Origin of the sequence: Pseudomonas sp. NPDC078700 (assembly GCF_044542375.1) — a bacterium.
Taxonomy (GTDB): Bacteria; Pseudomonadota; Gammaproteobacteria; order Pseudomonadales; family Pseudomonadaceae; genus Aquipseudomonas.
Genome location: NZ_JBITUI010000003.1, coordinates 142,132 through 168,240 on the forward strand (window position 1 = coordinate 142,132; position 26,109 = coordinate 168,240).

Consider the following 26,109-nt stretch of genomic DNA (forward strand, 5'->3'; position numbering starts at 1 on the left):
CACGATCTTTTTTATGTGCATGGAGCCCTGTCGATGTCAAAAGCCACCATCGGTCGTAATGGTAATCCCTTCAAGCCTAGCGCCCGGACGCTGGCATTGGAACCCAGGATTCTTTTCGACGGTGCAGCAGCAGTTGCGACCGAGCAACATGCTAGCGATGCCCCCGCACAGTCCAGTCACGACACCCAAGACAACAGCCATCCGCCTGCGAGCCCAGTCGAGGCTGCACGTTCGGCGCCTGCGCCAACATCTGCTACCACGGCGTTATTGGTCATAGACAGTCGGCTGGAAAACAGCCAGCAACTTACCCAGCAGTTGCCTCAGGGCGTCAAAGCCATAGTGGTCGACAGCAAACAAGATGGTATTGCGGCCATCGAGCAAGCCCTTGAAACCTTGGGCAAGGTCGACTCCATACAGATTCTTTCCCATGGCGGCGCTGGCCAGTTCACCTTGGGCAGCACCACGGTATCAAGCGACAATATTGATCAACTTGGCAGTCGCTTCGCCCAGTGGAGCAACAACCTCAATACCGGTGCGGACATTCAACTCTATGGCTGCAAGGTCGGTGCCGGCGAGGCAGGTAAAACCTTGGTGGGTGAACTGGCTCGCTGGACAGGCGCGGATGTTGGCGCATCCAATGATGACACTGGCAGTAAAGCCGCGGGTGGCAATTGGGAATTGGAAGTACGCGATGGCGATATTGATAAATCAATTGCCCTAAGCGCTGCGACTCTCGATAGTTTTTCCGGTCTGCTGGCAGATGCGGCACCCACCTTGTCAGTCGGTGGCGCCGGAGCGGATGTTCAGCTAGGCGGCAACTTTACCTTTACCCTGAACTTCTCCAATACCTCGTCACAGTCAGGCTACGCCCCCTTTGTAGACGTATTCCTGCCCACAACAGGTGTCGACGGTGCAGGTGCTGAGATTGATGACGGCATCAGCTTTGTCTCGGCCAGCTATCAGGGTCAAGCACTGGTAGCACATGTGATTACATTCGATGCCAATGGGCAGGCGGTTCACCCTCTGGCAGTAGGGGCCGATGGTCAGCCTTTAGTCATTAGTGCATCCACATATGGCATGCGCGCAGGCGACCAAATGGTTGTGCTGGAGCTGCCCTTTGCCAGCGTCAGTCAGGGCCAGCCGAATATCGGCATTCAAGTTACGGCAAGCCTGAGCGATCTGGCCGATACCGATTTTTCAAGCTCTGCAGCCTCGCCTGATTTAACAATCCGCGCCCGCAGCGGTTTTCAATACGGTAATGACGCACTGAACAACCCGACGCTTGACCCGAGTCTGGTTGAAGCCGCAGCGATCAGCTATGTCGTCCACCCAACGATTATCACCTTCGATGAAACCATCATCGCTCCAGAAGGTGAAACCGCGACCGGGCCTAACTTTGGCCGCGAATTGCAGCTTACCGTGAGCCCGGCAACATCACAGACCATCACCAACCTTGTGATCACTCAGCCGGTCCCTGACGATGTAATCATTACCGAGATAACACCGGGAGCAAACGGCACGCTCACATCCATCACCTTGTATAACGGCGACACCATCAGCAACCCCGCATTAATCAATGCAGTATTTGCACGCAATAACGACGCCGATCAGACCAATGATGTGTATATCCAGTCGTTTACCGTGTCGTACAGCGATTTTTCAGCGCCTGTGACCACCAGTGTTGATTTCTTCATCCCCGATGCTGATGTCGATGGTAATCCAGTCCTCGACCCTATCACCGGTGACGACTCAACCATCACCTTTGGTCCGCCCAGCGCCAGTGGTTTTTGGCAGCCACTGGACCCGCGAGACACCGACACCCCAGGCGGCACCATTGCCTTCAGTGGTGACGGCACGGCAACAAGCATCATTGCCAAGTCAATCACCTTAGAGAAACAGGTCACGCTAGATACTGATGTTGGCACCACCGGCTTGAGCCCGGGTGACACCCTGAGCTACAACATTAATATCAACATTTCCGACTATTTCGCCTTCGGTGAAACCCTACTCAACCAGGGTAGCTTTGTGATCACCGACAAGCTCAGTGATGGACAAACGCTGGACAGCGACTCCCTTACGCTATCTGGCAACATCGACGGAGTTAATTATCAAATTCCAGTGGTTTTTACCCAAACAGTAAATCCAGATGGTTCCACCACGCTGGTATTCGATATCGCGGCATCAATTGAGCAAGTTTATCCAAACCATCAGTGGATCAATGGCGACCTTGCGTTCGATGACTTTTTGCAGGGTGCCAGTACAGCCGTTCTGAGCTATCAAGCCATCATTGGCCAAAGCTATACGCCACCAGCTGGTAATCCCCACAGTGAAATCAACGAAGGTGACTCGCTAGGCAATAATGCAACAGTGACCGCCACCATTATGGAAGACCCGGTTAACCTCACCGGAGAAGACCAATCAGACTCATCGACCACCACCAGCACAATCCCAACCAGTAATGTAGATATCGAGATTGCGGACCTCAACAACAATGGCGCACCAGCCCCAGGCACAGAGTTGCGTCCAGGCGATGAAGTAACCTTTAGCCTGACCTATGACTTGGTGACAGGTGATTACGAGAACTTCAGCCTCACCGCTTATCTACCATTGCCGTTATTTGACTTAACCGGTCTTGATGCCAACACCTTGTGGCAACTCGGTACCGACAACACCAACCCCAACAGCCCAAGCTCTGTGACTATTGGGCCAGGTAACTCGCTAATTTTCACCTTCGACGACTATGTCAACACAGGCGTTGATGGCAGCACCATTCAAATCGACTTTACCCTGACCGTCAGCGATCAGCCCTTTGCTGACCAACGTTCATTTAACGTTTTGGCTGAGTCGAGCCAAACCACCACCCTTGATAAAAACAAAATTCTGTCCTCGGATGACGTGACCCTTATTGCTTCGGTAGCCGAACCAGAGCTGAGCATCACCCATGGTGTCGTGTCTTCAACCAACGGCACCGTTAGCGGCACCACGGGGAGCTGGAGCCAGCCAGGAACAACGACGCCGCCCTTCACCGGCAGTGTCACTGATATCAATGCGATTGAAGGTAATGTCGTTAATATTGACGCTAACGACACAGTCCGATTAGCCACGGCAATTGAAAACTCCGGGGGCGGCAATGCCTATGATGTCAGCACCCAAATTACCCTGCCACCGGGCCTATCCTTTGTTGGCGACAACCTGTCTACCGCCAACCTGCTGATATTCCGCGGTGATGGCACCCAGCTTACTGTGGGAGTGGATTTCACCGTCGATGATGCCACCAACACCATCACCTTTATCGATGGTGCAGGCGTTGGCGCTCTGCTCGCGGGTCGCCCGGGGACCGATGCTGATAACAGCGGTGCCAACCTGATTGTGATCACCTACGACGCGGTGGTGGCTAGCACTATCAACGCCAGCGCGACCCTGCAAAGCACCGGCACATTGGTCAACTACGCCAGTGTTGAAGGCGGCGCAAACTTCCTCGATAGCGGTGTACTAACCGACACCGCTGGGCAACAGGTCGCAGCACCGACTATCAGCAAGGATTTCGCCGGCGGAGGTCTCGATGACAGCGACTCAAGCGCGAGCCATACCACTGGAGCGGATTTGGTCGTAGGCGAAAGCATGCTCTACGACATCATTGTCACCCTGCCTGAAGGCGTCACTCAGTCACTCAACATCACCGATTTGATACCGCCAGGCATGCGTCTGGACACCAGTTTCGGCACCGGTGGTTACCAGTTGATTACCACTCAGGGCGATGTACTGAACTTTGATTTCGCCGGTAACGTGGTGATCGACACAATTTCCGCACCCAGCGGCACCCTTGGTACAGATGGCGTCGATGCGCGCTTTACCTTTAGTGCGTCAACGACCACGGGCGACAATAATGTCGACAACAATAAATTTGTGATTCGGGTGCGTTTGATTGCCACCGACGTCATCGACAATCAAGCCGGCACCGTACGCCAAAACGATGCGACACTCGGCTATACCGACACTGACGGCAACACAGCCAACAGCACCGACCCAGCGGACGCTATTGACGTGGCTGTGCTGTTAACCGGCGACAAACCCACCATCACCCTGCGTGAACCGACCCTGCAAATTAGCCAGACCATCAATACCCCGACCGATTTCGGCTTTGACCAAGATGACCCGATTGACTTCACCATTACCATCACCAATGGCAACAGCAGCACTGATTTTGATGCCTTTGATATCAACTTCACTGACACCCTGCCGACCGAATTAAGCGGCCTGACTATCACCAGCGTTATCTACACGGTTAACGGGGTGCCGACTGATATCACTGCGAGCTTCGCCATAGTCGGCAACACCTTGGTAAACACCGGCAATGTTGATATTGCCAAAGGTGGCAGCATTGCAATTAATGTCAGTGGCGTGGTCAACGCCACCGGCGCGGCAGTGCCAAATTTTGATAACCAAGCGCAAGTTCAATGGACCAGCATGGAGGGTACCAATAGCGATGAACGCACAGGCGTAGACGGCGTGCTGGATAGCGGCGTACTCAATGATTACCGCCGTGACAGCACATTGATCATCCCCGTGGCCCAAGGCATCAGAATTTCTCGGGTGGGTGGTCTGGATGATACCGCCGCCCCCAACCCGACCAACGCCAGTGTCGAGAATGTCGCCGTCGGTGAGTTGGTGCGCTATCGCGCTACCGCGCTTATACCCGCAGGTGAAAACCCTGACTATAAAATGATAATAACCCTGGATGCGGGCCTGACATTGGCAGACCTCGCCAGTATGCGGATTGGTTTCATCTCCAACGGAGGTCTCACAAGTAGCCGCGCCGACATCACCACCAACGGTAATTTAGCCATTTTCGGTGATGAGAACTCTGCTCAAGCCGGCTTCATCCAGCCCGATCTTTCTGGTTTAAGTCCAACCGGAATACTGAACGCAATTCCACCCTACGTGACCACTGAGATGGTGGGTGGCAAAATGGTCGTCACCATTAATTTAGGCACAATCACTAACACTGAAGGGGACCTAGTCGATAACAACCTCGAAGGTATCGTTATCGAGTTTACCGCCCGGGTAAACAACACACTGGACAATCAAGCGGGTGATCAACTCGGTGTCTTCGTTCAAGACCAAGTTAGCGACACCTTGCGCGCTACAAGCGACACCTTGTTCGAGCGCGTTGTAGAAGGCGGTTTTACTGACTTAGACAAATCAGTGACAGATTTCAACCCAAATGTCGGCGGCACCACAGGCACCGCAACCGTAACCGTCGGTTTTAATCAAAGCGGGGAGCTGCCTGCTTATGACGTTAACCTGAGCGACAGTTTCCCAACCGGCACCAACTATCAACTGGTCAGTGTAACCGTTGACGGTACTACCTATACAACACCCGCTCAACTTGCTGCTGCTGGCATCACTGTCAGCACCACCGGTGGACTTGATATTGACTTCACAAAAATTGATGTTGGCAGTCAAGTTAGCGTGGTCTACACCGTTGATGTACCCAACGATGCCGTTGTTGCCAACACCGATGCCAGCCTCACCTGGAGCAGCTTGCCAGAAACCTTCACTACTTGGGGCAACAGCACTGTCGGCACCGACGGCACTGCTGACGGCGAGCGTACCAGCGCTGACGGGGTTGGGCCAGACAACACGGTGCTCAATAACTACAAACTGGTTGAAGCCGCAGGCCTTGGCATCATCAGTGGCACCCTGTGGAATGACACCAGTTCAGCCGATACATCGACTACGCCAGATGGCCCGGGTCTTGAGGGGCTAGAAGTCACGCTTAACTGGGCGGGTGCTGACGGCATCTGGGGCAATGCTGACGATGATTCTTTCACCACGATAACGGACAGCAATGGTCGCTTCATGTTCGGGGTTTTACCCTCAGGCCTGTATCGCATTGACTCCCCCACCGATATAAACAACACGCCTACAGATCTGATTCCCGATGACTTTGGCAACCTACGCATTCGCATCGACACCGATGGCAGCACCCTTGGTCAAGTCGATATCATCTTAGGCGAAGCCGACAGTCAACAAGCCAACTCCGGTTACGTCGAACTCAACGATGCCCCGGTAAACAGCCTGCCAGGCACACAGAATGCCCAAGAAGACATTGCCTTAAACATCACCGGCATTACCGTGAGTGACGCCGATGCCGAACGCGATCCAGTTGATACTAGCAGAGCTATTCAAGTCACCTTGAGCGTTACCCAAGGCACATTGTTCTTGACCGGCGCAGCACCTTCTGGCATCACAGTCAGTGGCAGCAACAGCAACACCCTGGTTTTGGTCGGACGTATCACGGACATCAACACAGCACTGGCCAACCTCAACTATTTGGGCAACCAGGACTTCAACGGTAACGACACACTCACCGTGCTCACCAGTGATTTAGGTAACTTTGGTGACTTCGACGGTAACGGCATTCCCGGTGAAACCACTGACGCACTTACTGATGAGGATTCCTTATCAATCATCGTAGCACCCGTCAATGATCCACCGACGGCTGTAGATGATGTTGCGACAGCGACAGAAGCTGGCGGTCGTAATAACGCAACCCCTGGGGTAAACCCAACTGGCAACCTGCTTGACAATGATACAGACGTCGACCTGATTACCAACCCAGACACCGAAGAGCTTATTCTGGTATCCGTCACGTCACCTGATGACACCATCGGAACCATTACAATTACAGCGGGTGCCCCTGTTGAAATTATCGGCAAATACGGCAGTTTATTTGTCGATACCAGCGGTGCTTATCGATACGTTGTCGATAACGATAACCCTGAAGTCGAAGCCCTGCGCCTGAGTGGCCAGACGCTAACCGAAGTCTTCGCCTATGAAATGAGTGACAGCGGCGACCCCCTTGACACGCCAAATTCACAAGCAAATCTCACGATAACCATCCGAGGCGCCAACGATACACCTGTAGGCGTCGATGACACCGGCACGGCAATAGAAAAAGGCGGCGTCGGTAACACTGACGTAGGTAATCCTGGAGATACGCCACCACCAGGCTTCCCAATTGCTGGCGCTGATGCCACGGGCAACGTGCTGGACAACGACACCGATGTGGATGGTACTGCCGGCGATCCTATTGATTATGGCGAGTCGAAAAGCGTCACCGCTATTCGTAATGTGCCCGAAACAGAGATCGGTACACCCACTTCTGTGCCACCTGGTGGTTCGGCCTCCATCGATGGCCTATACGGCCGATTAACCATCTCCGCCGATGGTGAATACAGCTACGTAATTGATCAGGATAATATTGATGTTCAACGCTTAGGCCCGACCGACACCTTGACCGATGTGTTCAGTTATCAGGTTACCGATGCGCTGGGCTTAAACGACTTGGCCAACCTGACCATCACTGTTAAAGGCAACTACGACAACCCGGTTGCCAGTGATGACCTGGGCGAAGCACAAGCGGGAGTGACTGACGATGACGGCACAGAGGATAATCCGATTGGCAACGTTATTACCCTGCCAAGTCGGCCGGGGAATATTAACGACCCTGGCGGTAACGGTATCGATCAAGACGTTGACAGTGCTGACACCCCTAACACTAATCTGACCGTAACAGGTATTCGCAACGGCACTGAATTGGCGGGTGGCGCGCTGGGCTTAGTCGGTGCTGGCACCACTCTCGACACCCTCTACGCGCAGACATCAACCGGGACTGCCCTCGCTAATCCGAATGCAATTTCCTATGGCGAACTGACCATCAACTCGGATGGTTCCTACAGCTTTGATGTCAACAGCGATCACCCAGATATTATTGCCTTACCGGCTGGCGCAACCCTCGATGTTATCGTCACCTATGAAATAACCGACACTGCCGGGTTGACTGATACCGCGCAATTAGTGATCAGAATCACCGGCGCAAACAACCCGCCTGTCGCCGAAGATGAGCAAGCCTTGGCAACAGAGGCTGGGGGCATAAATAACACCACTCCAGGGATTAACCCGAACGGCAATATCTCGGCCGCAGACCCAGATGGCGACGCGCTTACCGTTACCGCTATACGTACCGGCACAGAAGCAGGCACGGGCACAGCCGGCACCGTTGGTACCCGCCTCCAAGGCACTTATGGCTGGCTGACCATACGCGCAGATGGCAGCTACACCTATGAAGTCAACAACGCCCTGGCCGCAGTGCAGGCATTGCGTGTGGAGAGCGATACCCTTACTGAAACCTTCACCTACACCGTTAGCGACGCGGGTTTGTTAAGCGATAGCGCCGAAATCAACGTTATCATTCGCGGCAAAAATGATAATCCTATAGCAGTAAACGATAGCGTAACCGCCATTGAAGCAGGGGGCATTAATAACGGCTCCGGCGGGCTGAATCCTACCGGCAACGTACTGACCAACGACACTGATGTTGATGGCGGCGAAATCCCTGCCGATCCAATTGATTATGGCGAAACTAAAGCCGTAGATTCAGTGCGAACAGGCGCAACGGAAGGAGCAGGCACCGCAGGTACATTTGGGGTTGAACTTCAGGGCACCTATGGCTGGCTGACCATTGGTAGTAATGGGCAGTACAGCTATCGAGTCAACAACGACATGGCAGCGGTTCAGGCTTTGCGAGAAGGTAATACGCTCACTGACACTTTTAACTACACCGTAATTGATACCGCTGGCGCAACCGATACAGCACTGCTGACCATCACCATCCAGGGCACTAACGACACCCCGGTCGCCAGAAATGATAGCGCTGCGGCTGTTGAAGCCGGCGGGTTAAACAACACCACGCCCGGGGTTAATCCAAGCGGTAATGTGCTGAACAATGACTCCGACGTGGACCGCAATGGCGAAGCGCTCACAGTTACCGCGGTAACCGGCGGCAGCATTGGCACTGCATTCGCGGGGACCTACGGCAGCTTGCGACTGAATAGCGACGGTAGCTTCACCTACACCGTTGATAACAACAATCCTCTGGTACAACAACTGCGAACCGCGCTAAACCGAGTCAGTGAAAGCTTCACCTACACCATTCGCGATGTGGCGGGTGCAACCACTACCGCTACATTGACCATCACCATCTCCGGGCAAAACGACACCCCGAGGGCAGTCATCGACAGCAACACTGCCATTGAAGCAGGTGGCATCAACAACACCACACCTGGTACGAACCCAAGCGGTAATCTACTCGCCAATGATACCGATGTTGACAGCGGCGATAGCAAAACCCTTGATGGCATCGGTAACGGCGTCATCTTGGTTGGCGGCAGTTTCACTGGCGTGGATGCCAGCCAATCAATCACCGGTACCTACGGCACGCTGACCGTATTGGCTAATGGCGACTACAGCTATGTGGTTAACAATAGTTTAGCCGCCGTACAAGCACTTAAGCCTGGCGACGTCCTGCGCGAAACCTTTAGTTACCGCATGCACGACACAGCTAGAGCTCAAGCTGCCTCGCAACTTCTGATCACCATTCAAGGCGCGTGGGACACACCTGTTGCAGCCAATGATGTGGGTATCGCCGTTGCCGACAATGGTGACGGTATTTCAATCGACCCAAGCGGCAACGTGCTCAACAATGATACCGATGTTGATGCCGGCGACAGCTTAACCGTCACCGCCATTCGCACTGGCCAAGAGAGTGGCACCGGCACTGCTGGTACTGTGGGCAGCGTACTGGTCGGTCAATACGGCAGCTTGATAATCAATGCCGACGGCACCTACGACTACGTGCTCGACAAGAGCAATCCAGATGTTCTGGCCCTCAACCTGCTCGATACCCTCTTCGATTATTTCACCTACACCGCTACTGACGACGGCGGCCTCAGCGACCCGGCGCAACTGTCGATCCTGATTATCGGCCGCAATGATCCACCCGTTGCCAATGATGACAGTGCCACGGCCATTGAGGCTGGCGGGCTTAACAACAACACGCCCGGGGTCAACCCGAGCGGGAATGTGCTGAGCAACGATACCGATCTGGAGAATGGAGTACTCACAGTCACAGGTATACGCACCGGCGCTGAATCAGCAACCGGCACTAACGGCAGCGTCGGCACCAGCCTGCGTGGCCTTTATGGCAATCTGACCCTCAACAGCAACGGCAGCTGGAATTACGTATTGGACAACAGCCTTGCCGCGGTGCAAGCGCTGCGCATCAGTGGCCAAACACTCACCGAGACCTTCACTTACACAGTCGAAGACCCCTACCTTGCCGACGACACTGCCCAGCTGGTGATTACCATTGACGGGCGCAACGACACGCCTGTGGCTAATGACGATAACGCCACCGCCGTTGAAGCGGGAGGGGTGTTCAACAATACCCCAGGCGTGAACCCGCAAGGCAATGTGCTGGATAACGACACCGACGTCGACAGCGTGGCCAATGGTGAAACCAAGCAGGTTATCAGCGCCGGTAGCGAAACCGGCAACTCAGCCAGCGCAGGTCAAGTACTGGTGGGCCGCTATGGCAGCCTTACACTCAATGCCGACGGCAGCTATCAGTACGTACTGGACAACAACAATCCGACAGTCCAAGCCCTGCGCACGGCTGGCGAGACCCTGCGCGAAACCTTCACCTACCGCATGCGCGATACGGCAGGGGCTGAGTCGACTGCACGTTTGAACCTGCTGATTCAGGGGGCCAATGACAACCCGCTGGCGGTCAATGACAGCAATGTGGCCAGTGATCAGTTCCCGGCCCCGCAAACCAGTGGCAACGTCTTGCCAAATGACAGCGACGTCGATGGCGGCGACAGCTTGCAAGTGGTGGCGATCCGCACCGGCGCTGAGAATGCAACCGGCACAACAGGCACCCTTGGCCAGCCACTGGTTGGACGCTACGGAACGTTGGTGCTCAATGCTGACGGCAGCTACACCTACAGCATCGACCTAACCAACAATGAAGTGCTTGCAGCCGCAGGGCTGGGGCAGGTGCTGAGCGATGTATTCACCTACACCCTGGGTGACTTGGCGGGTGCAACAGACCCTGCCGAGCTGGTCATTAATCTGGATATCACCGCCCCCTTTATTCCGGCACCGGTAGACGGCCCCTTCCACCATGAAGACGATCGTGATCCCGCAGATCAATATCAGCCATTACTCAAAGATATTGATCCTGTGGTGTTCATCAGTCCTGTCGTGCAACGTGATAGCAAGATCAACGCCTTTATGGCCCGCGAGGTCGACGGCAGCAAGTTGATGCTAGGCGCTCCTGGCGGGTTCCTCAGCGACAAGGGTGGGATTGACCCTGTTCCTGGCCAGTTTGTCCATCAGGAGGTGCTTGACAGTCAATTCGACAGCGAACTGGACATGACCTGGATACTCAGTCGTCAACAGCGAGTAGATTTGACTGCCGACGGCTTGCTCAGTGATCCATCGCTGTTCGGCACCAACCCGGATAACCTGATTCATTCATGGCAGGTACCTGAGCGAGATCAAAATCAAGAACAGGATCGAGAACGGCAACCTGAACCTGCGCAAACGGCGAACAGCTTTCAAAACCAACTGAAAAACGCTGCGCAGCAACGCACGTTGATCAGACCTGAAAGCTGAGGATTATGACCCCTTAGCGTTAGAACCTAGGCGGGCAAGCTTTGGCTTGGCCGCCCTACACTTCTCATTGCGCGGGTCGATTGGTAGGCCGGGTGGCGTTTGTCCACCCACCATTTGGCCAGCCTACGCGAGCCATTTATTCAGGGTATTTGTTCATCTATTTGCCAATGCCGTGCTCACGCAGCTTATTGGCAATAGTTGTGTGCGAAACACCCAGGCGCTTGCCGAGTTGACGACTGCTCGGATGCTCACTAAACAAACGCTCAAGCACGGCTTTTTCAAACCGACCTACGATCGCATCCAACCCACCCTCAAGGGAAAAGTCACCAATGGGCTGCGGCGCGCCATAATCCGGTAAACGAATGTAGTCAGCTTTGATCGTGCCGCCATCACATAAGGAAACCGCCTGAAACAGCACGTTTTCTAACTGCCGCACATTCCCTGGCCAGTGATAGTGACTGAGGCGTTCGAGCACCTGTGGCGCGACTTTAGGCAGCGCGCAACCAATTTGCCGACTGGCCTGGTCAAGAAAATGATCAACCAGCGGTGCCAAGCCATCCAGGCATTCACGCAAGGGGGGAATATGCAGGCTCAGGACATTGAGCCGGTGATAAAGGTCTTGGCGAAACTCACCTCGCGCGCACAATTCCGATAAGTCCACCTGAGTGGCGCATACCACGCGTACATCGAGATACACCTCCTCATCACTGCCAACTCGCCTAAAGCAGCCATCTTGTAAAAAACGCAGGAGTTTGGCTTGAAGGCGTGGACTCATCTCTCCCACCCCATCAAGAAATAGCGTGCCGCCTGCCGTCAACTCCAACAGGCCCAACTTACCTTCAGGGCGGGCACCTTCGAATGCGCCCGGCCCATAGCCAAATAGCTCAGTCTCAGCCATCGACTCCGGCAAACCAGCACAGTTAAGCGCCATAAAAGGTGACTGTCCCCGCGGGCTGGCCAAATGACAGGCGCGAGCTAATAGCTCCTTACCCGTGCCGGTTTCACCTTCAATCAGCAAGGGCGCGTCCAATGGCGCCATCCGCCGCGCCTCACGCACCACAGCGGCCATGATTTTTGAGCTTTGAAAGATACTGTCGAAGCCGCGCAGCTCTTGTTTGCGCACGTTGTAAATGCGCTCACCTACCCGATCTGCTCGATGCAAGGTCAGCACTGCTCCAGCTAACGCTTCGCTCTCATCATGCTCCGACTGCAACGGCGCAATATCAGCGAGAAACACATCGCCCTTAACCTTGACCCGCAGGCCATTGATTCGCGATTTATTTGCCCGTACCAACTCAGGCAAGTCGAAGTCTTCGGCATAGCGCGACAGTGGAATTCCTGGCACCTCATCGACGCGGACTCCCAACAACTGCGCAGCAGAACGGTTAGCCGCAACGATCGATCCGCCCATATCGATCGATAGCACCGGGAAGTCCAAGGCACCCAGCAATGCATTCAACTCTAGATGACGACGCTCACTGGGCATCAAGCCCACACGCTTAACGCCAAACACGCCGGTAATGGCTTCAAACTTGGCGCGCAACGATTGAAACTGCAGATTGATCAAGTTCGGACAATGCAGGTAAATCGCATTGCCCTGTTCACCGCCGACCTCACCTCGGGCGACGTTGATACCGTACTCAACCAACAAATTTAGAATGTCACGCAAGATGCCAATGCGGTTTTGACAGTGAACTTTGATACGCATGACTGAGCTCTGATCGTATTTTTATGGACCGCACCCGTAAGAAATCGCTGAATGCGCGGATTACCCGTCAAGAATATGTGACAGTTTAGCGGCTCAGCAAGATTCTATTTCGCCACCTTCGCATATTTGTAATCAATTCTTTACGTATTTACCGGCGAAATTAAAGCCGGGCTGCTGCTTTAGGCTGTAAACGCCTCTGCTGTTGAGTTATCCATAGCTAACACAACAACAAAATCTCCATCAGAAGGCGAATAGATGAAAAGTACGCAGTACGTCGCCCGCCAGCCGAATGACGACGGCTTTATTGAATACCCCGAAGCTGAGCATCAGCTTTGGAACACCCTAATCACACGTCAGTTAAAGGTGATAGAGGGCCGTGCGTGCCAAGAATACCTCGATGGTATTGAGCAGCTGAAACTGCCCCATGAGCGTATCCCGCAGCTCAATGAGGTTAATCAGGTGCTGCAATCGACCACCGGCTGGCAAGTCGCCCGGGTGCCTGCACTCATCCCCTTCCAGACATTTTTTGAATTGCTGGCCAGCAAGCAATTTCCGGTCGCAACCTTTATCCGCACCCCGGAAGAACTCGATTACCTGCAGGAGCCCGACATCTTTCACGAGATATTCGGCCACTGCCCGCTGCTGACCAACCCTTGGTTCGCTGAATTTACCCACGCTTACGGCAAGCTCGGCCTGCAAGCCAATAAGGAGCAACGCGTGTTCCTCGCCCGCTTGTATTGGATGACCATCGAGTTTGGCCTGGTTGACACCAGCCAAGGCCGCAAGATTTATGGAGGTGGGATTCTGTCATCCCCGAAAGAAACGGTGTATTGCTTGTCTGATCAGCCACAACATCAGGCCTTTGACCCAGTCGAGGCAATGCGCACCCCTTATCGGATCGACATCTTGCAGCCGGTTTACTTTGCCTTGCCTGAGCTGAAACGACTGTTCGACCTTGCCCATGAGGACATCATGGCGATGGTCATTAAAGCCCGTCAGTTGGGTCTTCATGCTCCCCAATTTCCGCCTAAACAAGCGGCGTGAACCCCCGCCACTTTGCGGCATCTCAGACTCATCACCTCAATTTTTTAAGGAGTCATTATGACTGCGCTCACTCAAGCCCATTGCGAAGCCTGCCAATCAGGTGCCCCCCAGGTTTCGGATCAAGAACTGCCTGAATTACTCAAGCAAATCCCAGATTGGAACATCGAAGTTCGTGATTCCATCATGCAGCTGGAAAAAATTTACCTGTTCAAAAACTTCAAGCATGCACTGGCCTTCACCAACGCTGTTGGCGACATTTCCGAGGCTGAAGGCCATCATCCGGGTCTGCTGACTGAGTGGGGCAAAGTGACTGTGACTTGGTGGAGCCACTCCATCAAAGGCCTGCACCGCAATGATTTCATCATGGCCGCACGTACCGATGAGGTCGCCGCAGGCGCAGAGGGTCGCAAGTGAACCACTTCGCCTCTGTAACCCGCGTACCCGGTGACCCAATTCTGAGCCTGATGGAGGCGTACCGCGCAGACAGCCACCCGGGCAAGCTCGATCTTGGCGTCGGCGTTTACAAAGACGCTCAGGGCCTGACACCCATTCCCAAAGCGGTCAAACTGGCTGAGCAAAGTCTGCTTGAGACTGAAACCAGCAAAGGTTATATCGGCGGCCACGGCGATCCGCTGTTTACCCAGTTGCTGGCAAAATTAGTCCTGGGAACGGACAACCAAGCCCTGACCGAACTGCGCGCCGGCGCTACGCAAACACCGGGCGGCACCGGTGCGTTGCGCCTCGCAGCAGACTTCATTCGCCATCAACTGCCCGGACGTGGCATTTGGTTAAGCGACCCGACTTGGCCTATCCATGAAAGCATCTTTGCCGAAGCAGGCCTGCGCGTCAGTCATTATCCTTATGTGGGGCCGGACAACTGCTTAAATGTTGAAGCCATGCTTGCCGCGCTCAACCAGATCCCCCAAGGCGACGTGGTACTGCTGCATGCCTGCTGCCACAACCCGACCGGCTTTGATTTAAGTCAGGCTGACTGGTTGCGCGTGCTTGAGGTGGTCAAAGCCCGCGAGCTGCTGCCGCTGATCGACTTTGCCTACCAAGGTTTTGGCGACGGCCTCGAGCAAGATGCTTGGGCGGTCAGACTGTTCGCAGACGCCTTGCCCGAGCTGTTAATTACCAGCTCCTGCTCGAAAAACTTCGGCCTCTATCGCGAGCGTACCGGCGCGCTACTGGTGTGCGCGGCTAATACCGAGAAGCTAATCGATATACGCAGTCAACTCGCGTTTATGGCGCGCAACCTGTGGTCAACGCCACCGGCCCATGGCGCAGCCGTGGTCGCTACAATTTTAGCCAACGATGACCTTAAAGCTCTGTGGGTTGATGAGCTAAACCATATGCGCCAACGGGTGGCCAGTTTGCGCGAGGGCCTTGTGGCCGCGCTTGAGCCCCATGGCTTGGCAGAGCGCTTCGCCCATATCAGCCAACAACGGGGGATGTTCTCTTACACCGGCTTATCACCCACTCAGGTGAAACGGCTGCGTGAAGACTTCAGCATCTATATGGTCGGTTCAGGCCGGGCCAATGTGGCCGGTATCGACGCGCTGCGCTTTGAGCAACTGGCACAGGCGATTGCGATAGTCTGCGCTGCGCCTGAAACAATCATGGAGTCAGGCTCCATGGATTGAGAACAGGTACCCCTGTAGGCGCAAAGTCGGATACGTTCCGGGTCACCACTGTCATCCTATGGACGAGCGCAGCTGCTGCGATCAACGCATCACGCTCAGCGCTCGGACCAGGGACATGCAACTGGGCACAGCGTATCGCAACAGCGGCATCTACCGTGAGGATACGGCCTTTGAAACCTGGCAACACATGTTGATCAAGCCATGCCCGCAAAGCAGCACCCTGAACAACATCGCGCCGCTCCATTTGAAGCACGCCCATTTCTAGCTCCATGATGGTAATAGCCGACACGAACATCTCACTTGCTCGAATGGAACGCGCCCATTTAATGACTCTGGCATCCGCTTTCCCGGATTTAACCTTACGCAGCTCTGAAACCACATTTGTATCGAGAACAAACATCAGGACAAATCGACTTGACGGGCTTTAATAGCCACACGAGGCGGCTCAAACTCAATATCATCCGTTGTCGGCATCGCCAGTATGTCGACAATGCTGACATTAGATTCAGTAAGGCGCTGGTAGTCATCAATCGACAACAATACATGTGCGGGTTTGCCACGATCAGTAATGAAAACGGGTCCTGAGCGGGCAGCTTTCTTAGCGCCACTGGTGTCCTGATTAAATTCGCGGCTGCTCAATGTTGTGTGCATGGCGACAACCTCCCATTCACAATAAGTAGACACGTTACTACATATGCCCATATGGTCAATCTTGCAACCTCTTGTATGCCAATCTTGCTCACTGACCCTATACCCAAGGATATCCGCGTCGATATACGCCTTTCCTTAATCCATAGTTTTATCTCCCCCGTCCACTTAGCTATAGTTCGGTGACTGTCTGAAAAGGAACATTTGTGATCAGTCCCTCGAACATACTCTTTCGCGTCTATCAGCGAATGATTCACAGCTTGGCGTTTTATCCGACGCTGATTGCCTTGGGTTTTGTCTTGGCCTGCTTGGTCAATATTTCCATTGAATACCAGCCCTGGTTAATGGCCATTAAAGATGAGTTTGAAGTGGGCCTGGTGCGCAATGCAGATAACGCCCGACTGATTCTCGGCACCTTGGTCGCCGGCCTGATATCACTGATGGTGTTCAGCTTCTCAATGGTCATGGTGGTGCTCAACAATGCAGCCTCGGTCCTTTCTCCGCGGGTACTGCCAGGCCTTGTAAGCAGTAAAAGTCACCAGAAGACCTTAGGCTTTTACTTGGGCACTATCATCTACGCACTGCTGCTGATTACCACCATTGAGCTCAATGGCAGCGATAAGGTTCCAAGCCTCGGTGTATTGATTTCACTCGGCCTGGGGATTGCTTGTTTGGCCTTGTTTGTTTACTTCATTCGGTCAATTTCACAGTCAATCCAAGTCGAGCACATCCTAAGCAACCTCTACCATGTGACGCGGGACGTTTTCAACGGACGTGTCAGCAAGATGGCAGCCCAAAGCCCCGCACCACACTGGCCTGATGACCGTAAATGGCAACAAGTCCGCTCTCAACGCAGTGGTTATTTCAAGGAGATCAACTCAGCGCTGGCCAATGAAATACTCAGCGACCATGACCTGACCATGACCATCCAGGTGCACCGTGGATTCTTCGTCATAGAAGGCCATCCGCTGTTCAAGCTCAACCGCAAAGTCGATGAGGCGCTGATTAACAAACTACTGGATTGCTTCGACTTCTTTATCGAGGAATACCCCAGCACCCATTATCTGTTTGGCTGCAAACAAATATCTGAAATTGCGGTTAAGGCATTGAGCCCGGGAATCAATGACCCCGGCACTGCAATCAAAGCCATTGATATGCTCAGTGTGCTGTTCAGCCAGCGCTTGAACCTACCGGATTTTGACTTTAGCGAGTCGGAAGAGGGGCCTCCGCGTCTGTTCCTCAATGAGTTGCCCCTGGATCAGCTGTTGCAGCAGATCCTCGGCCCTATTCGCACCTATGGTGCCGCAGACCCGAGCGTGCTGGTAAGCCTGCTTCAAGCCTTTAAAAACATCCTCCACCAACACCCAAAGTCGGAGCACAAAGCCCAGCTGTTGCGTCATACACGCAGTGTTTTGGAAACCGCTGATGAGAACCTCGCAACGCCACGAGACCGCGAGGAAATCAATGATTTTATCGAGCGAATTAACAGTGCCGCTAAAGTGAATCTGCCTGCCCTGACAAAGGCAAAAGCCTGCTAGCCGTTGGAATAACGCACCGCCACGGTGCACGGCCTGGTCATAAAAAATTAGTGAATATATTTTCAACCTATATTTATTGATTAAAATCAACAAGTTAGCAAAACAAACCAAAAGTTAGTGGCGCGCTTTGTGCTTGCTATCTTAGGACTAGTTCCCTAGGGTAGCTCGCCATGTGGTCCCTTATTGCCCCTATCAGTTCACTGCTGAGCGGGGTCGCGTTACTCCTGCTCGGCAATGGCCTGCTCAATACACTACTGACTCTGCGCGGCGTAGCCCAAGGCTATTCCACCGGAATGCTCGGACTGATTATGTCCGGGTACTTTGTCGGCTTTCTCCTTGGCACCTGGCTAGCGATTCCGCTGGTACGGCGCATCGGACATATCCGTGCGTTTGCGTTTTGTGCAGCACTTGCGGCCATCGCCGCCCTGCTCCACGTGTTGATTGTTAACCCTTGGGTCTGGCTTGGCTTGCGGGTTATTTACGGCCTGGCTTTGGTCAGCCTGTACATGGTTATTGAAAGCTGGCTAAACGCTCAGGTGCCCAATGACAAGCGCGGCACCGTGTTCGCCATCTATATGGCGGTCAATTTGGGTGCATTAGCCGCAGCGCAACAGTTGCTCAACTTGGCCGAGCCAACCGAGTTCATGCTCTTCGCCCTGGCGGCGATACTGATCAGCGCGGCATTGATGCCCATTACCATGACCCGGCAGATTCAGCCCACGGTGCCAGAAACCCTGCACACCGACGTTCGTCAAATCGCCAGAATCGCACCTCTGTCGATAGCTGCCGCCGGCCTGTCTGGCTTGGCCCTTGGCGCTTTTTGGGGCATGGCACCGGTATATGCCAACCTCAGCGGGTTCGACGCCAAAGGCGTTGGCTTGCTGATGAGTAGCGCCATTCTTGGCGGCGCGTTACTGCAACTGCCCATTGGTCGTTATTCAGATAAACACGATCGACGTATGATCATGTTCTGGGTCGTAGCGCTGTCGGTAGTGGTCGCTATATTGATGAGTTTCATGCCCGCAGGCCCCATCCTGCTAGGCTTAATGTTTGTCTGGGGCGGGTTGGCTTTTGCCATCTACCCCATCGCTGTGGCACAGCTGATTGACCAGTTACACAGCGACGAAATCCTCGCAGGCTCCAGCAGTTTACTGATGGTTAACGGTATTGGCTCAGTATGTGGCCCGCTCCTTGCTGGTGTTCTTATGCAGCACATCGGCGCGCAAGCCTTACCGCTGTATTTTGCTGCTGTATTGGGATTGTTGGCGGCCTATACACTTTACCGGCTGCGCCATGTCAGCGATTTGGTCAGCGGCGATCAGGCTCACTTTGTGCCGATGCTGCGCACAAGCCACACCGTATTGGAACTCATGCCTGATGCACCGCATGCAGATCTAGACTCAGGCACCAACCATGCTGGGCCTGAACCGGAATCACCGTAACAGCAGTCATATTCTGCTGCTACATAACAATAATGGCAGTCACCTACACTCTGGGTGCATCTGCCCGAAACGCAGAGCCTGTTGTTGACTAACAGCGCAGTTATTCAACAGCACGCTCAAGCTCGTCGGCTGATGTCGGCGCGTCAACTGCACCCACTAAATGGACAGGGAGACAGCGCATGCTACTTGCAACCGATCTTGACGGTACTTTTCTTGCTGGCGATCCAGAGGATCGTTTAAGCCTTTACCAAACCATTGCCGCTCACCCTGAAATCAAGCTGGCCTATGTCACTGGCCGCAGTCTTGAAGCGGTATTACCTTTACTGGCAGACCCAACCCTGCCGCACCCCGACTACATCATTGCTGATGTCGGTGCGACCATGGTTCACGGTGATAGCCTGCAACCTATTCAACCCCTGCAAAATGCCGTCGATGCCCGCTGGCCGGGCGAAAGTCAAGTGGCCAGTGCCATCGAGGGCTTTAACCTTGAGCGTCAGGATGTACCTCAAGTGCGCCGCTGCTCCTACTTTTGCACCCCAGAACAAGCCGCTGCACCTGAACTGCAAGCCGCTGCCGACGCACTGGGTTGCGACCTGCTCTACTCGGCTGCCCGCTACCTGGATTTTTTGCCCAAGGGCGTAAACAAAGGCAGCAGCCTAGAAGCATTGGCCGAGTGGCTTGAACTGGATAGCGATCAAGTTCTCGCCGCAGGCGACACCCTTAACGACCTGAATATGCTCAACAGCAAATTCCACGGCGTTTGCGTGGGTAAATCCGAACAAGCGTTGTTAGACGCCACCCTGCACCATTCACGCACCCTGCATGCACATCGCAGTGGCTGCGGTGGGATTCTCGAAGCATTTGCTCACTTTGGTTTTCTGGGTGAGCACGGTATCGCCGCCGAAAAACGTCAAGCTGCGCAGCCGGGCAAATCAGAAATGGTCATGGTCTACCATCGCCTGCCCTACGAAGAGTACCGTGGCACTGACGGCAAGCTACAGCGCCGGCGACCGACCTCGCCCAACGGCATCATTCCGACCCTGCTCAGCTTCTTTGGTGATGGCCGCCCAGGTTCTTGGGTGGCATGGGCAATTCACGAAGGCGATGAAGAAGAGCCTTTTGAAACCCATACCACAGTTGATGCCGAGCGCTATCCCAAACTCAAAGCGGCACGTGTGGCCCTGACCAAAGAAGAAGTCGATATCTTCTACAAGCGCTTCTCCAAAGAAGCCTTCTGGCCGACACTCCATACCTTCTGGGAGCGTGCCACCTTCCGTGAAGACGACTGGGAGATCTTTCTTAAGGTAAACCGGGCCTTTGCTCAACGCACTGCCCTTGAAGCCGCAGAAGGCGCAACTGTATGGCTGCACGATTACAACTTGTGGATGGTGCCCGGTTATTTGCGCGAGATGCGCCCGGACTTGAAGATTGCCTTCTTCCACCACACCTACTTTCCATCGGCTGACGTCTTCAACGTACTGCCATGGCGTCGTCAGATTATTGGTAGCCTGCTGCAGTGCGACTACATTGGCTTTCATATTCCCCGCCAGGTGGAAAACTTCGTCGACGTAGCGCGCGGTGTAACGCCGCTGCAAACAGTTAGCCGGCAAAACTGCGCACCGCGCTTTATCACCTATGGTTGCGCGGTTGGGCTTGAGCGCATGACCACAGCGGTCGACACGGGCAGCCGCGTGGTCAAACTCGGCGCGCATCCCGTGGGTCTGGACATTGACCGTGTGCGCACCGCCCTGGATAACCCGAAAATCCGCGAAATGATGGGGCGACTGCGTGAAGAGCTGACCGGCATCAAGCTGATTCTCTCAGTAGAACGCCTCGACTACACCAAGGGCATTCTGGAAAAACTCAATGCCTATGAACGCCTTCTTGAAGAGAACCCCGAGCTAATCGGCAAGGTCACCTTAGTCACTGTATGTGTACCGGCGGCCAAAGAGATGACCATCTACAACGAGCTTCAATCCCAGATTGAGCAAGCTGTTGGCCGCATCAATGGACGCTTTGCCCGCATTGGCTGGACGCCCCTGCAGTTCTTCTTCCGCAGTCTGCCATTTGAAGAAGTCAGCGCTTGGTATGCCATGGCCGACGTAATGTGGATCACGCCACTGCGCGACGGCCTTAATCTGGTCGCCAAAGAGTTTGTCGCAGCCCAAGGTTTACTCGGTGGCAGCGGCGTACTGGTGCTGTCCGAGTTTGCAGGTGCAGCCGCAGAGCTTAAAGGCGCACTGCTGACCAACCCTCATGATCCGGCTGACCTTGTCAGCACCTGCTACTGGGCGCTGAACTTGCCTAAGGTTGAAGCACAGGCACGTCTGCGGGAGCTATTCGACATTGTCAGCTACAACGACATTCGTCGCTGGGGCGATGAATTCCTCTCGGCGGTTGCCGAAGCGCCATTCGAACTGGAAAAGCCTGAAAACATCAGCACCATTGGCCTAGCGTCCTAAGGCGCTGAACAGCTGCCAGGCTAAAAATGCCCTGCACTGCTACTAAGTAGTACAGGGCATTTGCGCATTTATTCAGTGACTTCGCAGTTAATCAGCCACGGCACGCCAAAACGGTCTTTGACCGATCCAAAACGAGTCGCCCAGAAGGTTTTCTCAAAGGGCATTTCGATGGTTCCGCCTTTGGCCAGCGCATTGAAGATGCGCTCACCTTCATCGGTACAATCCAGATTCAAGGCTACCGAGTTACCCTTGATCCCCTCGTAAGGTTGCATGGGGCATGAGTCCGATCCCATCAACACCTGGTCACCCACCAGCAAACGCATATGCATAATGCGCTCTTCGGACCCAGGTGGAATTTGAGCATCCTCACAAGGGATATCCGCAAAGCGCATTAAGCCCTCAATCTTGCCGCCCAGGCATTGCGCATAAAAGTTGAAAGCCTCTTCGCAATTGCCATCAAATGTCAGGTAGCTATTAATTTTCATTGTTCACTCCCTCTAATCGATTTATTTGGTTTGTTGTTCAATTTGCTCACGCAAAAGACGCTCTTGCTCTTGCAACTGCGGGGTAAATTCTTCGCCAAAATCTTCGGCTTCAAATATCGGCCGGATTTCGATTTCCGAATCACTGAGCATCGGATTTGGGCAGCGCTTGACCCAATCAATGGCCTCTTGCATGGAGGCGACATTGAATATCCAGAAGCCGGCGATGAGCTCTTTGGTCTCCATAAAAGGGCCATCCACCACCGTGCGCCGCTCACCCGAAAACTGCACCCGCGCACCCCTACTGCTGGGGTGCAAACCTTCACCGGCAAGCATGACCCCTGCATCTACCAGTTCCTGGTTAAAGTTACCCATCTGCTCAAGCAACGCTTCTGTGGGCATCTCACCGGCTTCTGACTCTGGGCTGGCTTTCACTATCACCATGCAACGCATAACCACCTCCTTCTTATTTTCGATTTGACTATCCAATAGTCGAACCGGTGCACGGCAATTCGACAGCGCGGGGAAAAATATTTTGCACAACTGAATTGGCGCGCCGGATGGCTGGGTATGCCGCGCTTAAGGTTGGTCGAATGACCATAGGAGAGGGATCAAACAGTCGCTAGCCTGGTTGACTAACGGTGAATCGACGAGGGTAAAAGAGAAAAGGAAAAACAGCAGGCCGGCTGATTATCAGCCGGCCCGTGAGGCGGATTTTATTGGGCCAGTAATGCCAGCGCTTCAGCACTGGTTTGCTCCACACGCGCCCAGTCACCGGCTTTGATCCAGGCACTGTCGAGCATCCATGTGCCACCGACGCACATCACATTAGGCTGTGCCATGTAGCTTTTGACATTCGCCAAGCTGACACCGCCAGTCGGGCAAAAACGCACAGCGGGGAATGGTCCGCCCAAGGCTTTAAGTGCTGCTGTACCGCCACTAACTTCAGCAGGAAACAACTTGAAGCGACGATAGCCTAGGGCATAGCCCAGCATGATTTCCGAAGCACTGGCGATGCCCGGCAGCAGTGGTATATCACTGGCTAAACTGGCTTCTAACAGTTCACGGGTGCAACCCGGGGTGACTATAAATTGCGCACCCGCCGCTTCAGCCGCAGCCAGCATATCGACATCAAGCACAGTGCCGGCACCCACGATCAAGTCCGGACGCGCCTCACGCAAGCGGCGAATAGCTGTCAAACCATGCTCAGAGCGCAGGGTCACTTCCAGTACCGTCAGACCACCGGCAGCCAACGCATCGGCCATCGGCAGAATATCTTCCTCACGGGAGATGGTGATGACCGGAATTATTTTCGCCTGCGCACAGATGGCGTCAATCTGGGCAGTCTTAGCAACCATGCGCTGCTGATTCGTTTCGTGAGTTGTCATTATTCAAGGTCCTTTAAAACTAGAACTACCGGGCTAGGCGCACCAGTAAATTTCAAGAGGTGATTTCAAGAATGCGCGCACGGGCATATTCGCCGGTGAGTCGACCCGTAAGGCTTGTGTCAGCGTTGCCAGCTTGCTGTTACCTTGGATTGCCAATACCAGCCGTTTCGCTGAGGTCAGCAATGGCAGGGTCATGGTTAAACGCTGATGCGGCACACTCGGCGCAAGCATTGGCAAACAATGGCGCTGAGCATTTGGCGACATGGCCTCAAGCAGATTGGGGCTGCCAGGAAACAAAGAAGCGGTGTGGCCGTCATCGCCCATGCCCAGCACCACTACGTCTATTGGCGGTAAATCCTGCAACGCCTGATCAGCAACAAGTGCGGCCTGATCCAGGGATGGGGCGCTGTAATACAGACCCAGCATCCGTGCCGCAGCAGCGGGGCCTTGCAGCAAGTGACGCCGTACCAGACCTTCATTGCTGTCAGCATGGGTCGTCGGCACCCAGCGTTCATCAGCCAGGCTTACCACAACGCTGGACCACTGCAGTTCTTGCTGCGACAACGCCTCAAGGAACGCCACCGGACTGCGACCACCCGACACCACTAATGTGGCTTGGTTTTTTTCAGTAATAGCCGCACGTAACGCATCCGCCACGTCTGCGGCCAACTGATTGGCCAGTTTGGCTGGGCTGTTAAGGCTGTGGGTGACCACTCCAGCCGGTAGTTGCAGTTTAGAGATCGCCATACCAAGCCTTCCCGTCACGAGTAATTAGAGCAATTGAAGCCATTGGCCCCCACGAGCCAGCGGCATAGGGTTTGGGTTTATCACCAAGACGTTTCCAGCCCGCAATGAGCTGGTCACACCAGAGCCATGCGTGCTCGATTTCATCTTTACGCACGAATAAATTCTGGTTACCGCGCATCACCTCAAGCAGTAAACGCTCATAGGCATCGGGAATGCGTGCGCTTTGGTAAGCATCCGAGAAACTCAGCTGTAAGGGTCCACTGCGCAGCTGCATGCCTTTGTCGAGGCCGTGGTCTTTGGTCATGACCTGCAGCGATATACCTTCATCGGGTTGCAGGCGGATAATCAGTCGGTTGCTGATCAGCGGGCGTTGCTCCGCTGCGAAGATGTAATGCGGCGGCTCTTTAAAATGAATCACAATCTGCGACATTTTCTCCGCCATGCGCTTACCGGTGCGCAGGTAGAAAGGCACGCCCGACCACCGCCAGTTACGGATATCGGCCCGCAGTGCAACGAAGGTTTCAGTATCACTTTCAGTATTCGAGTTTTCTTCATCAAGGTAGCCAGGCACGGGCTTACCCGCACTGTTGCCAGCCACATACTGACCGCGCACCACACGGTGGCTAAGCTGTTCGGCGGTGATCGGCTCAAGCGCTTTTAGCACCTTGACCTTCTCGTCGCGAATACTGTCGGCAGACAAATCACTTGGCGGATCCATCGCGATCAAACACAGTAACTGCAACAAGTGATTCTGGATCATGTCGCGTAACTGGCCGGCCTTATCGAAGTAACCCCAACGGCCTTCGATGCCGACTTTTTCAGCAACGGTGATTTCCACATGGGAAATGTGATTTTGATTCCACTGGGTTTCGAACAGGCTGTTAGCGAAACGCAGTGCAATCAAGTTCTGCACGGTTTCTTTACCCAAATAGTGGTCGATACGGTAGATCCGTGTCTCCGGGAAGAACTGCGCGACCGCATTATTGACTTCACGGGATGAAGCCAAGTCGTGACCGATCGGCTTCTCCAGAACAACCCGGGTATTTTCAGCCAAACCGACTCCCGCCAAATTTGCGCATATGCCGCCGTAAACCGATGCAGGGGTCGCAAAGTAAGCAATCAGGCATTTATCGCCTGCAGTTTTTTCTACCAGCGCTGAGTAATCATCGGCCTGCAAGAAATCCATCCGCAGGTAGTCAAGGCGCGCCAAAAAGCGCTGCATCACCGCCTCATCGATGTTTTTTGCTTCAATGTACCCGCGCAGAGCGTTTTCAATCGCGTCGATGTACTGCTGCGGTTCACCCGCATCGCGTGCGAGGGCAAGAATTTGCGTATCGGCATGTAAAAGATCAGCTTGATCCAGCTGGAAAAGCGCGGGAAACAGCTTGCGCAACGCTAGATCACCCAAGGCACCGAACAAGGCGAAGGTACAAGGTTCAACAGTTATGCTTGGCATGATATATGTTCTTCTATCAAGTTAAGCG

15 protein-coding genes are annotated in these 26,109 nt (G+C 54.1%); 7 read left to right on the forward strand and 8 right to left on the reverse strand.

What is annotated here, in order from left to right; all coding sequences use genetic code 11:
• Window positions 1–33: 33 nt before the first annotated feature.
• Complete coding sequence (locus ACIGCM_RS11055) at window positions 34–11,523, forward strand: VCBS domain-containing protein (protein WP_397502110.1); 11,490 nt, start codon at window positions 34–36, stop codon at window positions 11,521–11,523.
• A 157-nt stretch (window positions 11,524–11,680) separates the two neighbouring features.
• On the opposite strand, the gene ACIGCM_RS11060 is transcribed toward ACIGCM_RS11055, so the two are convergent.
• Window positions 11,681–13,231: a sigma-54-dependent transcriptional regulator gene (locus tag ACIGCM_RS11060; RefSeq protein ID WP_397502111.1), complete on the reverse strand. Its 1,551-nt coding sequence runs from the start codon at window positions 13,229–13,231 to the stop codon at window positions 11,681–11,683.
• A 255-nt stretch (window positions 13,232–13,486) separates the two neighbouring features.
• On the opposite strand from ACIGCM_RS11060, the gene phhA reads away from it, so the two are divergent.
• Genes phhA through ACIGCM_RS11075 form a run of 3 tightly spaced genes read left to right on the forward strand, consistent with a single transcriptional unit; the run spans window position 13,487 to window position 15,918 of the window.
• Window positions 13,487–14,275 carry a phenylalanine 4-monooxygenase gene (gene phhA, locus ACIGCM_RS11065; protein WP_397502112.1) on the forward strand — a complete coding sequence of 263 codons (789 nt, stop codon included), beginning with the start codon at window positions 13,487–13,489 and terminating at the stop codon, window positions 14,273–14,275.
• Window positions 14,276–14,332: 57 nt separating this feature from the next.
• A complete protein-coding gene (locus ACIGCM_RS11070) occupies window positions 14,333–14,689 on the forward strand; it encodes a 4a-hydroxytetrahydrobiopterin dehydratase (protein WP_397502113.1) in 357 nt (118 codons plus the stop codon).
• A complete protein-coding gene (locus tag ACIGCM_RS11075; protein WP_397502114.1) occupies window positions 14,686–15,918 on the forward strand; it encodes an amino acid aminotransferase in 1,233 nt (410 codons plus the stop codon). The genes ACIGCM_RS11070 and ACIGCM_RS11075 overlap by 4 nt, the downstream gene beginning before the upstream one ends.
• Here ACIGCM_RS11075 and ACIGCM_RS11080 read toward each other — a convergent pair.
• Complete coding sequence (locus ACIGCM_RS11080) at window positions 15,893–16,318, reverse strand: type II toxin-antitoxin system VapC family toxin (protein WP_397502115.1); 426 nt, start codon at window positions 16,316–16,318, stop codon at window positions 15,893–15,895. The two genes, ACIGCM_RS11075 and ACIGCM_RS11080, sit on opposite strands and share 26 nt — an antisense overlap.
• Window positions 16,318–16,569 (reverse strand): type II toxin-antitoxin system Phd/YefM family antitoxin, encoded by a 252-nt coding sequence (locus ACIGCM_RS11085; protein WP_397502116.1) that lies wholly within the window; start codon window positions 16,567–16,569, stop codon window positions 16,318–16,320. Before ACIGCM_RS11085 ends, ACIGCM_RS11080 begins: the two co-directional genes overlap by 1 nt.
• Before the next feature lie 203 nt (window positions 16,570–16,772).
• Between ACIGCM_RS11085 and ACIGCM_RS11090 the strand changes: the two genes are divergently transcribed.
• The 3 genes from ACIGCM_RS11090 (at window position 16,773) to ggpS (ending at window position 22,008) form a co-directional block, all read left to right on the forward strand.
• Window positions 16,773–18,104, forward strand: a complete 1,332-nt coding sequence (locus tag ACIGCM_RS11090) for a DUF2254 domain-containing protein (RefSeq protein ID WP_397502117.1) — start codon at window positions 16,773–16,775, stop codon at window positions 18,102–18,104.
• A 170-nt stretch (window positions 18,105–18,274) separates the two neighbouring features.
• Window positions 18,275–19,546 (forward strand): MFS transporter, encoded by a 1,272-nt coding sequence (locus tag ACIGCM_RS11095; protein WP_397502118.1) that lies wholly within the window; start codon window positions 18,275–18,277, stop codon window positions 19,544–19,546.
• Between the two features lie 179 nt (window positions 19,547–19,725).
• A complete protein-coding gene (ggpS, locus tag ACIGCM_RS11100) occupies window positions 19,726–22,008 on the forward strand; it encodes a glucosylglycerol-phosphate synthase (protein WP_397502119.1) in 2,283 nt (760 codons plus the stop codon).
• Between the two features lie 68 nt (window positions 22,009–22,076).
• Here the strand turns inward: ggpS and ACIGCM_RS11105 are convergent, their stop codons facing one another.
• The 5 genes from ACIGCM_RS11105 to zwf form a co-directional block, all read right to left on the reverse strand.
• The gene (locus ACIGCM_RS11105; protein ID WP_397502120.1) at window positions 22,077–22,493 is read right to left on the reverse strand and encodes a VOC family protein; all 417 of its coding nucleotides are present in this window, start codon (window positions 22,491–22,493) and stop codon (window positions 22,077–22,079) included.
• 21 nt (window positions 22,494–22,514) lie between these two features.
• The gene (locus ACIGCM_RS11110; protein ID WP_397502121.1) at window positions 22,515–22,943 is read right to left on the reverse strand and encodes a YciI family protein; all 429 of its coding nucleotides are present in this window, start codon (window positions 22,941–22,943) and stop codon (window positions 22,515–22,517) included.
• 263 nt (window positions 22,944–23,206) lie between these two features.
• Window positions 23,207–23,878: a bifunctional 4-hydroxy-2-oxoglutarate aldolase/2-dehydro-3-deoxy-phosphogluconate aldolase gene (locus ACIGCM_RS11115; RefSeq protein ID WP_397502122.1), complete on the reverse strand. Its 672-nt coding sequence runs from the start codon at window positions 23,876–23,878 to the stop codon at window positions 23,207–23,209.
• A gap of 33 nt (window positions 23,879–23,911) precedes the next feature.
• Entirely contained in the window at window positions 23,912–24,625 is a 714-nt protein-coding gene (gene pgl, locus ACIGCM_RS11120) for a 6-phosphogluconolactonase (RefSeq protein WP_397502123.1), read from the reverse strand.
• On the reverse strand, window positions 24,612–26,081 hold the full coding sequence (gene zwf / locus ACIGCM_RS11125) for a glucose-6-phosphate dehydrogenase (protein ID WP_397502124.1): 1,470 nt from the start codon (window positions 26,079–26,081) through the stop codon (window positions 24,612–24,614). Before zwf ends, pgl begins: the two co-directional genes overlap by 14 nt.
• Window positions 26,082–26,109 lie beyond the last annotated feature (28 nt).